Here is a 13,954-nt window from a genome sequence, read left to right on the forward strand (position 1 = left end):
AAAGAGAACAATATATTTCAATGGTTTCTTTTATTTTATTGGGTGCTTATATTCGTGATCAGCTTTAGCTTTGAATTCGTATTGTAAATTAAACTAGACAGTTTACGATGGTGCCTATGATGGATGACCACCGAGTGCATAGCGATCCTCAATCAGGCTTTGCCCCAAATGCGGGTGATGCTCGCCCCCATGCGATTGTGATTGGTGCGGGGTTGGGTGGATTGGCCTCGGCTATGCGGTTGGGGGCGAAGGGCTATCGCGTCACGGTCATTGATAAATTGGATATGGCGGGGGGGCGTGGTTCTGCGCTCTACCAGAACGGGCATCGCTTTGACCTCGGCCCGACCATTGTCACAGTGCCGCAAGTGTTTCGGGAATTATGGGCGGCCTGCGGGCGCGATTTCGATCAGGATGTTGATCTGCGCCCGATTGAGCCATTTTACGAAATCCGTTGGCCAGATGGGTCACATTTTACCGCCAGCCAAAACACCGATGCGATGCGCGCCGAAGTGGCGCGCCTCTCGCCGCAAGATGCCAAGGGCTATGAGCGGTTCTTGCAAGACAGCGCCGCGCGCTATTGGTTTGGGTTCGAAGATCTTGGCCGCCGTTCCATGCACAAGCTGTGGGATTTGATCAAGGTTTTGCCAAAATTCGGCATGCTGCGCGCGGATCGCTCGGTTTATGCGCATGCGGCAAAGCGGTTTAAGGATGAACGACTGCGGATGGCGTTTAGCTTCCATCCGCTCTTTATTGGGGGGGATCCGTTTAACGTGACCTCGATGTATATCTTGGTCAGCCATCTCGAAAAGGAATTCGGTGTCCATTATGCGATGGGCGGTGTCGCTGCGATTGCCAAGGCCATGGCCCGCGTTGTTCAGGATCAAGGCGGCGCGCTTCGCTTTCATCACGTTGTGGATGAAATCACCTTTCACGATAACCGCGCCACTGGTGTGCGCCTTGCCACGGGCGAGACTGTTGCGGCGGATATTGTCGTCTCAAACGCGGATGCGGGCCATACCTACAAGCATTTGATGCGCAATCGCCCCCGCCGCCGTTGGACGGATGGAAAATTAACCCGCGCGCGTTGGTCGATGGGTCTTTTTGTGTGGTATTTCGGAACACGCGGCACGTGCAACAAATGGGCGGATGTGGGTCATCATACGATCCTCAACGGCCCGCGGTATCGTGGGTTGGTCAAAGATATCTTTATCAAAGGCAAACTTAGCGAAGATATGAGCCTTTATGTTCATCGCCCCTCGGTGACTGACCCAAGCTGCGCGCCAGAGGGGGATGATACGTTCTACGCCCTTTCACCTGTGCCGCATCTGGGGTTTGATGATCCTGTGGATTGGGCCAAGATGGGCGAAGCCTATCGCCAAAAGGTGCAGCAGGTTTTGGAAGATCAACTTTTGCCTGATTTGGGCGCGCATCTTTCCGCCTCCGAGGTGCTGACCCCCGCAGATTTTGAAAGTCGCTATCTTTCCCCCAACGGGTCTGGCTTCTCAATCGAGCCGCGTATCCTGCAAAGCGCCTATTTTCGTCCCCATAACGTGTCGGAGGAGGCGGAGGGTCTCTATCTCGTTGGGGCAGGCACGCATCCTGGGGCGGGTTTGCCTGGGGTCATTTCATCGGCTGAAGTGTTGGCAAAACTGGTTCCAGATGCGGTCTCCGTCTCATCTGGCCATGAGATAAAGATGGCCGCAGAATGATTGACGATCAGGATCTTGCCTATTGCCGCGAGGCAATTGCCGAAGGGTCACATTCCTTCGATATTGCATCGCGCATCTTGCCGCGCACTGTGCGCGATCCTGCGCTGGCACTTTATGCTTTCTGTCGCATTTCCGATGATGCAGTGGATTTCAGTCAGAACAAGGCACATGCCGTTCTTGATCTTAGTAATCGGTTGGATCGTATCTATCGTGGGCGGCCTGTCGACTGTCCCGCTGATCGTGCCTTTGCTGCGGTGGTGCAGGATTTCGAAATGCCCCGCGCCTTGCCCGAAGCCCTGCTTGAGGGCCTCGCATGGGATGCAACCGAGCGGCGCTATGACACGCTGTCAGATTTGCGTGGTTACTCGGCACGGGTTGCCTCGGCTGTCGGGGCGATGATGTGCGTATTGATGGGGGTGCGTTCGGGCGATGCATTGGCGCGCGCCTGTGATTTGGGCGTCGCCATGCAATTAACAAATATCGCCCGCGATGTGGGCGAAGATGCCCGCGCGGGGCGCGTTTATTTGCCCCTAGATTGGCTTAAGGAAGAAGGTGTTAACCTTGATCGCTTTCTCTCCGATCCGCGTATTTCGCCTGCCCTTCGGCGGATCAATCGCAGGCTCTTGGCTGAGGCGCGCAGGCTTTATGAACGCTCCGAGGCGGGTGTGTCCCAACTGCCCTTGATCAGCCGTGCGGGGATTTTGGCGGCGCGGCACTGCTATGATGCGATTGGCGGTGCTGTGGCGCGGCGCGGGTATGATGGTGTCACGCAACGCGCTTTCACAACGGCGCGACAAAAACTTGGGTTTCTCAGCTATTCTGCGATTCAGGCCGCAATCATCACTTTGGCGCCGCGCAGCCCGATGCTTTATGCTCCCCCTTTGGAAGAAACCCGATTTTTGGTCGATGCCGCTGCCAAGCGGCAACCAGATCGCACAGGATGGAGTGATCAGGTCATATCCGTTCTGACGCAATTAGAGGCGCAAGATCGCGGGCGCATACTGGAACCGAACCCATAACGCGCTAACTGACCCGTCATGGATTGGTCTGTTTTCATATTATTTTTTGCCGCCTGCGCTGCTGCTGCGGTCACGGGGTCGATGTTTCCCCCAGGCGCCTGGTATCGGGATTTGCGAAAGCCATTTTTCACGCCGCCGAATTGGCTCTTTCCCATTGCTTGGACAGTGCTTTATATCGCCTCCGCCTATGCAGCGGCGCGCGTGGCATTGGTGGCGGAGAATGGCCATGCGATGGGGTTTTGGGCGCTGCAAATCGCGCTGAACACGCTATGGAGCCCCGTTTTCTTTGGTTTGCGCCGCATTCGTGCGGGCATGGTCATCCTCGGCGCGCTGTGGGTTGCGGTTTGCGGCACAATGCTGAGTTTCTGGGCGCTTGATCCGGTCGCGGGCGTATTGATTGCACCCTATCTGCTTTGGGTCACTATTGCAGGCGCTTTGAATTTTGAGGTTTGGCGGTTGAACCCTGAGGTTGCCAAAGGATCGGCATAAAAAAACGCGCCCCGCGGGGCGCGCTTTTTTGTCATGTTCCTAACAGCTTAGCTGAGCTTACGCTCGACTTCTTCGCGTTCGAAAATCTCGATTACATCGCCTTTGCGGATGTCATCGTAATTCTCAAAGGCCATGCCGCATTCCTGACCCGATTGCACTTCTTTGACTTCGTCTTTGAAGCGCTTCAGCGTTTTCAGCGTGCCTTCATGGATCACGACATCATCGCGCAACAGGCGCACACCCGCCGAGCGGCGCGCGACACCTTCGGTGACCAGACAGCCCGCAACCGAGCCAACACCAGAGACGCGGAACACCTCTTTGATCTGGGCATAGCCGATGAAGTTTTCACGAATTTCAGCACCAAGCAGACCTGAGGCTGCCGCCTTCACATCATCCACAAGGTCATAGATCACGCTGTAATAGCGGATTTCCACTCCCTTTTGGTTGGCGGAATTGCGCGCAGGGGCATTAGCACGGACGTTAAAGCCCATGACAGGCGCACCCGAAGCCTCGGCCAAGCCGATATCGGATTCTGTGATCGCGCCCACCCCGTAATGCAGAACGCGCACGCGCACTTCGTCATTGCCGATTTTTTCCATCGCCTGAACGATGGCTTCGGCCGAACCTTGAACGTCAGCTTTGACCACGATGGGCAATTCTTTGACGTTTTCATCCGCCTTGGCCTTCGCCAAAAGCTGATCCAAGGTTGTTGCAGCACCTGCTGCGGCGCGTTTGTCTTTGGCAACTTGGATGCGGTAATCCGCAATCTCGCGGGCTTGTGCTTCGGTTTGCACCACGTTCAAAACGTCACCCGCTTCGGGTGCGCCGTTCAGGCCCAGAACCTCAACAGGAACGGATGGCCCCGCTTCTTTAACGCGCTCGCCCTGATCGTTGATCAGCGCGCGGACTTTACCCCATTGCTCGCCCACAACGAAGATATCGCCTTGTTTCAGCGTGCCGCGTTGCACCAGAACAGTCGCAACAGGGCCACGGCCCACATCCAACTGCGCCTCGATGACGGCCCCTTCGGCTGCGCGGTCAGGGTTCGCCTTCAGGTCAAGCAATTCGGCCTGAAGTGCGATGGATTCAAGCAATTGATCCAAACCTTGGCCAGTGGCGGCGGAAACTTCGACATCCTGCACCTCACCTGACATCTTCTCAACGATCACCTCATGTTGAAGCAAATCGGTGCGCACTTTGTCAGGATTGGCAGCGGGTTTGTCGATTTTGTTAATCGCCACGATCATCGGCACTTTGGCCGCCTTGGCGTGGTTAATCGCTTCGATGGTCTGCGGCATCACCGCGTCATCGGCGGCAACCACAAGCACCACGATATCCGTGACATTCGCCCCACGCGCCCGCATGGAGGTAAAGGCCGCGTGACCCGGCGTATCAAGGAAGGTCAAAAGCGCGCCGCTTTCGGTGCGCACCTGATAGGCCCCGATATGCTGCGTGATCCCGCCTGCTTCGCCAGAGACGACATTTGCCTTGCGAATGCGGTCAAGCAACGAGGTCTTGCCGTGGTCAACATGGCCCATGATGGTGATGACGGGTGGCCGTGGTTGCAGCTCGGTTGGGCTGTCCTCTTCGACCTTGATCACATCTTCCACATCCGCGTCAGATACACGCTGCACACGGTGACCGAATTCGCTGACGATCAATTCCGCCGTATCGGCATCGATGGATTGGTTCTGCGTGACCATCATGCCCATTTGCATCAGCGATTTAACCACATCGGCCACGCGCTCGGCCATGCGGTTGGCCAATTCGGAAACCACGATGGTTTCTGGAATTTGCACATCGCGAACGATTTTTTCGCGGTCACCTTGGGACGCCATCGCCTTTTGGCGCTGACGCTCCTGCTTGCGTTTCATGGCAGCAAGGCTGCGCTGACGCCCGCCTTCGCCATCAGAGAAAACCTGATTGACGCTCAGCTTGCCAGAACGGCGGCCATCATTGGCGCGATCACCCTTCGAGACGCGCTCGCGCTTATCGTCCCGATCCGTATCGCGGCGCGCAGGCGCTGCGGCTGATTTCGCGCGGGCAGCCGCGACCGCAGGATCAGGCAGATCTGCGGGGGATGTCACCACAGGGGCACTGTCCGCTTTACGGGACTTTGCGGCCTTTGATTCCTCAAGGCGGCGGCGCTCTTCTTCTTCTTTGGCGCGGATGGCCTCTTCGCGTTCACGCTCCTCGCGTTCGCGGGCTTCGGCCTCGGCGCGGCGGCGTAGACGCTCTTCTTCGCGTTCTTGCTCTTCGCGCTGGCGCTGTTCTTCTTCGTCGGCCTCACGGGCCTTGGCGGCCATTACGGCCTTCATACGGCGTTCGAGTTCTGGATTGGCGGAAGCGTTGCCCCCCTCCATATCACCCGTGCCATCGTCTTTGCCGCCTGCACCCGATTTGGGAACCATCACGCGCTTGCGCTTGGTCTCCACAACAACCGTTTTCGTGCGTCCACGCGAAAAGCTCTGGTTCACGCGTCCGCTGCGGGCGCCGCCAGATAGTCCGAGTGGTTTTTTTCCGTCTTGATCGCTCATGCGTCTTTCTTGTCCTTCCCAACGGTCTTGCCGTTGTTCAAGCTGGTTTTGGGCCTCAGCCCTTGCAGCTTTGCTGCTTCCTCTACAACACGATCGCCGAGTCCGCCAGTCGCCAGCGCGCCATGTATCACAGTTTCTCGCCCGAATGCCAAACCTAATTCAAAAGCGGTCAGGCAATCGAAGTAACGCGCGCCCTCAGGCGTCCAAAGCTTGGACTTGCCTCGTTCAGACCCGTCCGAAGCTTGCAGCAGCACCCGCACAGGGCGCGTGGCAAGCCAATCTTTGACCTTTTCGAACCCTGCAACGGCATCGCCAGATTTCCGCGCCAAGGCAATCAAATCGCCAATGCGCCGCGCAAGCAGGGTTTCAAGCGTGCCCACCAAATCATCTGGCACAGTCACCTGCGCTTTGGCTGAGCGGGAGAAGAGGTTTTTCTTGACCGCCAATTCCACCGCCGCGCGATCAGCGCTGCACCATATGCCTCGGCCTGGTAGGCGTTCTAGGATATCGGGCGTCACCACATTCTCAGGGCTGACCACAAAACGCAACAGCCCCGCCTTTGGCGCTGTGTCGCCTGTTGCGATACAGCGCCGCTCGGACGTGTCTTTGGTTTTGGTGGCACCGCCACGGGACATGGTTTTGGCTCCTGAAATCGGGCTTACTCTTCTTCTTCGCCTGCGTCTTCTTGATCAGATGCAAGGTCTTCTTCGGTTACCCAACCCAAGGCCAAACGGGCGGACATGACCATATTCTGGGCTTCTTCGAGGCTGACATCGAATTTCTCAAGCACGCCTTCATCTTTGACGCGCTCGCCGTTTACGGTTGTCCAACCGCCTGCCAATTCCCAATCAGCACAGGTTGCGAAGTCTTCCAGCGTTTTGACCCCATCTTGGCCAAGCGCCTCAAGCATCTGTGGCGTTAGCCCTTCGAAATCGATCAAGCTTTGCTCGACACCAAGCGCCTTGGCGCTTTCGAGGACTTTGCGATTTTGCTCTTCGATGTAGTCACGCGCACGAGCCTGAAGCTCGTCTGCGGTTGCTTCATCGACACCATCAATGCCAAGCAATTCTTCTTGCTCGACATAGGCAACCTCTTCCAAAGAGGTGAAGCCTTCGGATACCAGAAGTTGGGCAAAGAATTCGTCCAAATCCAATGTGTCCATGAACAGCTTGGTGCGTTCAGCGAATTCGGCCTGACGGCGCGCGCTTTCTTCTTCTTCGGTGAGGATGTCGATATCAAGGCCTGTCAACTGGCTTGCCAAACGCACGTTTTGACCACGGCGCCCGATGGCAAGAGACAGCTGTTCGTCAGGAACAACAACTTCGATTTTCCCTGCATCTTCGTCCAAAACCACCTTGGTCACTTCGGCAGGTTGCAGCGCGTTCACAAGGAAGGTTGGGGCGTCCTCATTCCATGGAATGATGTCAATTTTTTCGCCCTGCAACTCGTTCACCACGGCCTGCACGCGGCTGCCGCGCATACCCACACAAGCACCAACGGGATCAATTGAGTTATCATAGGAAATCACCGCGATCTTTGCGCGAGAGCCTGGGTCACGGGCAACGGCCTTGATATCGATGATGCCATCGTAAATTTCAGGCACTTCCATCTTAAACAATTCCGCCATGAATTCGGGCGCGGTGCGGCTGAGGAAAACCTGAGGGCCGCGCGCTTCGCGGCGGACATCTTTGATATAGCAGCGGATGCGCTCATTGGGGCGATAGCTTTCGCGCCCAATTTTTTCATTACGGCGCAAAACGGCTTCGCCACGGCCAATATCGACAATCACATTGCCATATTCTTCGCGCTTTACCACACCATTAATGATTGTGCCTGCGCGGTCTTTGAATTCTTCATATTGGCGATCACGCTCAGCTTCGCGCACTTTTTGCAGGATCACCTGCTTGGCGCTTTGCGCGGCGATACGGCCCATTTCAACAGGGGGCACTTCGTCAATGATCTCGTCACCGATTTCTGCATCCGCCTTATAGGCACGCGCATCGCGCAGTGTCATTTCAACGAAATGGTTTTCGATTTCCTCAACCACAGTGCGGACACGGGTAAATGTCGCGCGGCCTGTCTTGCGATCAATCGAAACGCGGATATCCAGTTCCGAGCCGTAACGCGATTTCGCGGCGCGGGCGAGGCTTTCTTCCATTGCCACGATGACCAGATCGGGGTCGATCATCTTTTCGCGGGCAACGGCCTCTGCTGTTTGCAACAGCTCAAGTTGGTTTGCTGATGTAATAGCCATGGATTTTCAGTCCTCCGCCTCTTCGGGCTCTTGCGTGATTTCATCAAATTGGGTTTCGTCAGTGACCCCCGAGGCTTTGCGCTGGCGCAGCATCTCGGCGATCAGGTCATCGGTCAGAACGAGCTTCGCATCTGAAAGCCAATCAAAATTGAGGCCAAGGGTGACTGTCTCGCCACCTTGTTCAACATTGATAAGCACTTCATCGTTTTCGATCCCCGCCAAAACACCCTTAAAGCGTTTACGGCCATCGATCATTTCGCTTGTTTCAAGTTTGGCTTCATAGCCCTGCCAGATATCGAAATCCTTCAACCGCGTCAGCGGGCGGTCGATACCGGGGCTAGAAACTTCGAGGTTATAGGCCCCCTCAATCGGGTCTTCGACATCAAGGCTTGCCGAAATCGCTGTTGAGATATCGGCGCAATCATCCACATTGATCCCGCCATCGGGGCGGTCTGCCATCACCTGCAGGGTTTTTGTCTCGCCGCCCATCAGGCGCACGCGCACCAGTTCAAACCCCATATCTTCGATGACAGGGGTAATGATCTCAGCCATGCGGCGATCAATGCTCGATTTTGCGATCAGGTTGGACATAAGACCTATGGACATAAAAAAACGGGCCACAGGGCCCGCGGAAGCATCTAGGGTGGAGCGTGGAGTTTGGACCCCCAAGCACCTGTTGAGCTGTCATATAGAGAGAATCGGGGGTTATAGCAAGCTGCCATCTTGCGCTTTGGGGCGCGGCGTGGCCATTTGCACAACATGAACGCGAAAACCGAAATCACAATTCGACCAAAAACGGCCCAAGATGATGCGGCGCTTGTTTCCCTGTTGCTGCCCGTGTTTCGGGCGGGTGATACATATTCAGTCGACCCAGACATATCCGAGGCCGATGCCGTAGCCTTTTGGACGGCCCCCGAAAAGTCCGTGTTTATAGCGGAACAGGGGGGTGAGGTCGTTGGCACCTATTACATCCGTCCCAATCAGGCGGGCGGCGGCGCCCATATCTGCAATTGCGGCTATATCACTGCCACAGCAGCGCAGGGGCGCGGGATTGCGCGCGTGATGTTGGCGCATTCGCTGCAGACTGCCCGCGCCGAAGGTTATCGCGGGATGCAGTATAACTTTGTCGTCTCCGAAAACAGGCGCGCGGTTGCGACATGGCAAAAGGCAGGTTTCGGGATTGTGGGACGTTTGCCACAAGCCTTTGATCATCCAAGCAAAGGATTGGTGGACGCCCTTGTGATGTTCAAATCTCTTGTAGATTAGGCCTTGCGATACCGTGCCATAAATGTAGCCACCACCTCATCTGCGGCTTCGGACACTTCTTGATGGGTGGCTTCGCTGCTGACACATAAAAGACGGCGCAGCATCAGATCACCACGGCACAGCTTCATGAACAAATCCGCCGCCTTCATCGGGTCATCTATATCAAGCATATTGCCCACCTTTGGCGTGCTGAGATAGCCCGCGACATGGGACATGGCCGTTGAAGGGCCTGTTTCATAGAAAGCACGCCCCAATTCGGGGAACCTTTGGGCCTCAGCTACGCAGACGCGGAAGATCGAGACACCTTCGTCTGACATCAGGAATTCAAGCATCGAATAGGCCAAATGGTGCAAGGCATCGCGCACATCGCGCTGCAGAAATTCGATATCCATTTGCGCGCGGCGTTGCAGGTCGCATTCTTTGTTCAGAACCGCCATAAACAACGCTTGCTTGTCGAGGAAATACGAATAAAGCGTGGCTTTGGACACGCCCGCTTGGCGCGCGATCACATCGACACTTGCCCCTTCGAACCCTTGGCTTAGGAAAATATTACGCGCGCCATTAATGACTTGATCGAATTTCCGACCTTTGCGTGTCTGTGCTTGCATGTTCATGGCGCATACTCCCTGACCTGATTGTAAACCGATCAGTTCAGTTTTTGCAAGCCTTGCCGCAATCTATTGGCCCCAATCCGCCGATTGCATCTCGCGCAGGCGGCTGGCGGTGCGTTCAAATTCGAAACTACCCGTGCCCTCGGCGTAAAGATGTTCTGGCACATCATCGGCAGATAGGATCACCCGGATACCTGCCTCGTACAGCGCATCAATGAGGGTGACAAAGCGTTTTGCCTCGTTGAAATTGTCGATGCCAAGACGCGGGACGTTTTCCAACATCAGCAATTTCACCGCCCCAGTGAGCGCCAGATAATCACCCGCGCCTAAAGGTTTGCCGCACAGCTCCCAGAAATCGGCGCGGGCCATGCCCGCCCAATAATGCGGGATGACGACATGGCGGCCTTTGATCTCTAAATCGAGGGGTTCTTCCTGCCCATGGGTCAGATCGTGCCAAATCTTATCAAGGCTTTGGCGCGTGGCCGCGGTGATGGGCGTGAAATAGGTGGTTTCGCCTGACAATCTGTCTTGGCGGTAATCGGTGGGTGATTGCATTTCAATCACCTCTAATTCTTGCTCTAAAAGCGTGATGAACGGCACAAATAGCTGTCGGTTCAACCCGTCCTTATACAAATCTTTTGGGGGGCGATTGGAGGTGGTGACGATGCTCACCCCTGCCTTGAACAATGCCTCAAAGAGGCGGCCTACAATCATGGCATCGGTGATATCGGTGATTTGCATCTCGTCAAAACACAGCAGGCGCAGGTCTTTTGAAATCGCCTCGGCCACGGGTTTCAACGCATCATCTGTGCCTGTTTTACGCGCCTCGTGCAGGGCTGATTGGATTTCTTGCATAAAGGCGTGAAAATGGACGCGGCGTTTCCCGTTAATCGCCGTGTGCGCAAAGAACAAATCCATAATCATGGATTTCCCGCGCCCAACCCCGCCCCAGACATAAAATCCGCGACTATGTTGGCCAGATTGTGGTTTTTCCAAAAAGAAACGTGCAAGAAGCCCTGATTTTGGCCGCGCCTCAAGCGTTTCGCGCAAGGATTCAAACCGATGCAAAACCTCGCGTTGGGCGGGGTCTGCGCGCAATAAGCCTTCGCTGACGCGGGTGTCGTATATGGCGGTTAAATGTTGCGACATAAGCGCCTCATAGGACATCTCTGGCCCCTCTGGCCAGAGGGATTGCATGCGCAATCAGCATTGACGCTCTTGGGCTTGCGGCGCAATCTCTGTCGCAGCATGACAGGCCTGTGGCCTTTGACAGGACAAATGAAGATGCAGCGCAATTCGATTTTCACCCCCGTCCTCATCGGGGGCTGTTTTATCATTATGATCAGCTTTTCCATTCGGGCAAGTTTTGGGGTTTTTCAAATTCCCATAGCGGACGAATTTGGTTGGCTGCGAGCCGAATTTTCTTTGGCCATTGCCATTCAAAGCCTTGCTTGGGGCGTGGGGCAGCCGATTTTTGGCGCGATTGCCGAGAAATTTGGGTATCGCAAAGCCATTATCATTGGCGCTTTGTTGTATGCGGCGGGTTTGGTGTTTTCGGCTTATGCAATCACGCCCGGCGCGCATCAGCTTTTGGAAATTCTTGTGGGCTTTGGCGTTGCGGGCACGGGCTTTGGCGTGATCTTGGCGATTGTGGGCCGCGCCGCATCGGATGAGCATCGCTCACTCGCGCTTGGGATTGCGACTGCGGCGGGCTCTGCAGGTCAGGTCTTTGGTGCGCCTGTGGCAGAGGCGCTGTTGGCCGTGATGCCATGGCAAAGCGTCTTTTTGATCTTTGCAGCGGCAATTTTGGCCGCGCTTTTATTCCTTCCCATGCTGCGCGCGCCCGCGCCCCTATCCAAGGCAGAACTTGAAGAAAGCATGAGCACGATTTTGGGCAAAGCATTTCGCGATCCCTCTTTCAGTCTGATTTTTATCGGCTTCTTTTCCTGTGGGTATCAGCTTGCCTTTGTCACCGCGCATTTTCCCGCCTTTGTGACTGAACTTTGCGGCCCGATCGAGCCTGGGTCTTTCCTACATTCTTTGGGCATCACGACCACATCTGCGCTTGGGGCTGTGTCGATCTCGCTGATTGGCTTGGCCAATATTGGTGGCACGATTTTGGCGGGCTATTTGGGCAAACGCTATTCTAAGAAGTACCTGCTTGCGGGCATCTATTTTGGCCGCACCATTATTGCGGCGGCGTTCATTTTAATGCCGATCACGCCCGTGACGGTAATTGTGTTTTCGGTCACGATGGGCGCGTTGTGGTTAGCCACAGTGCCGCTGACCTCAGGACTTGTGGGGTATATTTATGGGCTCCGCTATATGGGCACGCTTTATGGTATCGTGTTCTTTAGCCATCAATTGGGCAGCTTCATCGGGGTTTGGCTTGGCGGTTGGATGTATGACCTGCATGGCACCTACACCACGGTTTGGTGGGTGGGTGTTGGCGTGGGGCTTCTTTCGGCCATCGTCCATTTGCCCGTGAAAGAAAGCCCCCTGCGCGAGCGGGCGCTGGCCGCCTAACCCTTCACCGCGTCACGGATATAGGCGGCGGTCATGAGGTCAAGATGTGCGCCACCGCCGTTTTTGAACAGCGTGATTTCTGTGTTATTGCCCCGCGCAAAGGCGCCAGAGGCGATGTCGTAATAATCGGCCACAACATCATCTGCTGTGATCACCCCCGCCGCGATGGGGCGTTTCAATTCGCCAATGTGCTCAATCGTGGTGGCACGGCTGTCGACAAAGATGCGCGCCTTTTTGAGCGCAGCATCATCCGCCTCGCGCATATCGGGGCGATAGGCCCCGATGAGGTCAATATGCTGTCCCGCCTTCAGCCATTCACCCTGCAAGATGGGCTCTGTCACCATGGTTGCACAGGTGACAATATCGGCATGCTGCACGGCATCCGCTAGGCTTTCGACGACATCCGTATTGGAGAAATCACGGGCAAGGGCCTCGGCCCGCGCTATATTGCGGTTCCAGATCAAGAAGCGCGCCTCAGGAAACCCCGCGCCATAAGCCGCGCGCAACGAGCGGCCAACTGTGCCTGCGCCAACGATCAAAATGGTTTTACTCTCGGGTCGCGCCAGTTTCATCGCGGCGAATAGGCTATCGCCTGCGGTCTTATATTTGGTCAAAAGATGGAAATCGACCAAAGCCTCAAGAAGGCCATTCTTATCGCTGTAAAGCGCCGCACCGCCATTCACGGTGGGCAAATTTTGCGCGGCGTTCTCAGGAAAGATTGTGGCCGATTTTATCAAGAGGCCAAGCCCGTCAATCCATGCGGCGCGATTGAGCAACGTGTCCTTGCCGCGATAGAGGAAATTATCCGAAATTTCCGCGCGCGGTAGCATATGCCCCGCCTCCAACGCCGCGCCAAGTTTGAGCCAATCAAGCTTGGCTTCGGCCTCGGGCCCGATGATTTGGAAGGGGGTTTGTGTCATAGTCCTGCTTCATCCTTTTTTAGAAGGCCATGGTCGACCAAGACTTCGCCCCATCCGTGTGGCGCTGTAAACAGATGCGCATTCCATCCACGCGCCTCGGCCGCGGTGATGTTGTCAGGGCGATCATCTGCAAACAAAAGCGCCTCTGGCGCGATTTTGCAATGATCCTCGACCATTTGATAAATGGTTGGATTGGGTTTGATCACCCCCATATGGCCAGAGACATAGGCGTGGTCGAATTCGTTCAGAAAATCGAAATGCTCTTGCGCATAGGCAAAGCTCTCAATCCCGAAATTGGTCAATGCGAAGACGGGCACATTCTTGGCACGAAGGCGGCGTAAGAGCATCACGGAATGATCAATCACAGGGTTTGCCAATTCCAACCAGTGATCATGCCACATCCGAATTTCCGCGCGAAACTCAGGATAGGCTTCTGCCGTTTCATAAATGATATCGCGGAACCCTTCACCTAAATCCACGCGGTCATTCATGCCGTGCAAATCCACAGCGGCAAACATCTCGCGGCGGCGCGCTTCCCCGATGGTGCGGTCGTAGAACCGCTCGGGCTGCCATTCAATCAGCACATTGCCGATGTCAAAAATCACCGCTTCAATCTTGGACAT

13 protein-coding genes are annotated in these 13,954 nt (G+C 55.5%); 5 read left to right on the forward strand and 8 right to left on the reverse strand.

Annotated elements, in window-relative coordinates:
• Positions 1-119: 119 nt before the first annotated feature.
• The 3 genes from AAC622_RS11560 to tspO are packed head-to-tail and all read left to right on the forward strand — an operon-like array spanning position 120 to position 3,217.
• Complete coding sequence (locus AAC622_RS11560) at positions 120-1,709, forward strand: phytoene desaturase (protein WP_340262703.1); 1,590 nt, start codon at positions 120-122, stop codon at positions 1,707-1,709.
• The gene (gene crtB / locus AAC622_RS11565; RefSeq protein WP_340262707.1) at positions 1,706-2,728 is read left to right on the forward strand and encodes a 15-cis-phytoene synthase; all 1,023 of its coding nucleotides are present in this window, start codon (positions 1,706-1,708) and stop codon (positions 2,726-2,728) included. The genes AAC622_RS11560 and crtB overlap by 4 nt, the downstream gene beginning before the upstream one ends.
• Positions 2,729-2,746: 18 nt before the next feature.
• On the forward strand, positions 2,747-3,217 hold the full coding sequence (tspO, locus tag AAC622_RS11570) for a tryptophan-rich sensory protein TspO (protein WP_340262709.1): 471 nt from the start codon (positions 2,747-2,749) through the stop codon (positions 3,215-3,217).
• A gap of 47 nt (positions 3,218-3,264) precedes the next feature.
• Here the strand turns inward: tspO and infB are convergent, their stop codons facing one another.
• The 4 genes from infB to rimP are packed head-to-tail and all read right to left on the reverse strand — an operon-like array spanning position 3,265 to position 8,599.
• Positions 3,265-5,754 carry a translation initiation factor IF-2 gene (gene infB, locus AAC622_RS11575; protein WP_340262711.1) on the reverse strand — a complete coding sequence of 830 codons (2,490 nt, stop codon included), beginning with the start codon at positions 5,752-5,754 and terminating at the stop codon, positions 3,265-3,267.
• Positions 5,751-6,389 carry an RNA-binding protein gene (locus AAC622_RS11580; RefSeq protein ID WP_317657129.1) on the reverse strand — a complete coding sequence of 213 codons (639 nt, stop codon included), beginning with the start codon at positions 6,387-6,389 and terminating at the stop codon, positions 5,751-5,753. Before AAC622_RS11580 ends, infB begins: the two co-directional genes overlap by 4 nt.
• A 23-nt stretch (positions 6,390-6,412) precedes the next feature.
• Positions 6,413-8,008: a transcription termination factor NusA gene (gene nusA, locus AAC622_RS11585; protein WP_340262714.1), complete on the reverse strand. Its 1,596-nt coding sequence runs from the start codon at positions 8,006-8,008 to the stop codon at positions 6,413-6,415.
• 6 nt (positions 8,009-8,014) lie between these two features.
• On the reverse strand, positions 8,015-8,599 hold the full coding sequence (gene rimP / locus AAC622_RS11590) for a ribosome maturation factor RimP (RefSeq protein ID WP_340263059.1): 585 nt from the start codon (positions 8,597-8,599) through the stop codon (positions 8,015-8,017).
• A 168-nt stretch (positions 8,600-8,767) separates the two neighbouring features.
• On the opposite strand from rimP, the gene AAC622_RS11595 reads away from it, so the two are divergent.
• Positions 8,768-9,274: a GNAT family N-acetyltransferase gene (locus AAC622_RS11595; protein ID WP_340262718.1), complete on the forward strand. Its 507-nt coding sequence runs from the start codon at positions 8,768-8,770 to the stop codon at positions 9,272-9,274.
• Here the strand turns inward: AAC622_RS11595 and AAC622_RS11600 are convergent.
• Both AAC622_RS11600 and zapE read right to left on the reverse strand, forming a co-directional pair.
• Positions 9,271-9,888, reverse strand: a complete 618-nt coding sequence (locus tag AAC622_RS11600) for a TetR/AcrR family transcriptional regulator (RefSeq protein ID WP_340262721.1) — start codon at positions 9,886-9,888, stop codon at positions 9,271-9,273. The two genes, AAC622_RS11595 and AAC622_RS11600, sit on opposite strands and share 4 nt — an antisense overlap.
• 63 nt (positions 9,889-9,951) lie before the next feature.
• Positions 9,952-11,082 (reverse strand): cell division protein ZapE, encoded by a 1,131-nt coding sequence (zapE, locus tag AAC622_RS11605; RefSeq protein WP_445322628.1) that lies wholly within the window; start codon positions 11,080-11,082, stop codon positions 9,952-9,954.
• A gap of 81 nt (positions 11,083-11,163) precedes the next feature.
• On the opposite strand from zapE, the gene AAC622_RS11610 reads away from it, so the two are divergent.
• Positions 11,164-12,411: an MFS transporter gene (locus AAC622_RS11610; RefSeq protein ID WP_445322634.1), complete on the forward strand. Its 1,248-nt coding sequence runs from the start codon at positions 11,164-11,166 to the stop codon at positions 12,409-12,411.
• On the opposite strand, the gene AAC622_RS11615 is transcribed toward AAC622_RS11610, so the two are convergent.
• Both AAC622_RS11615 and AAC622_RS11620 read right to left on the reverse strand, forming a co-directional pair.
• Positions 12,408-13,331: an ornithine cyclodeaminase family protein gene (locus AAC622_RS11615; RefSeq protein ID WP_340262727.1), complete on the reverse strand. Its 924-nt coding sequence runs from the start codon at positions 13,329-13,331 to the stop codon at positions 12,408-12,410. The genes AAC622_RS11610 and AAC622_RS11615 overlap by 4 nt on opposite strands.
• A complete protein-coding gene (locus AAC622_RS11620; RefSeq protein ID WP_340262729.1) occupies positions 13,328-13,954 on the reverse strand; it encodes an HAD family hydrolase in 627 nt (208 codons plus the stop codon). Before AAC622_RS11620 ends, AAC622_RS11615 begins: the two co-directional genes overlap by 4 nt.

The organism is Roseobacter sp. HKCCA0882 (assembly GCF_037805225.1).
Taxonomy (GTDB): domain Bacteria; phylum Pseudomonadota; class Alphaproteobacteria; order Rhodobacterales; family Rhodobacteraceae; genus M30B80.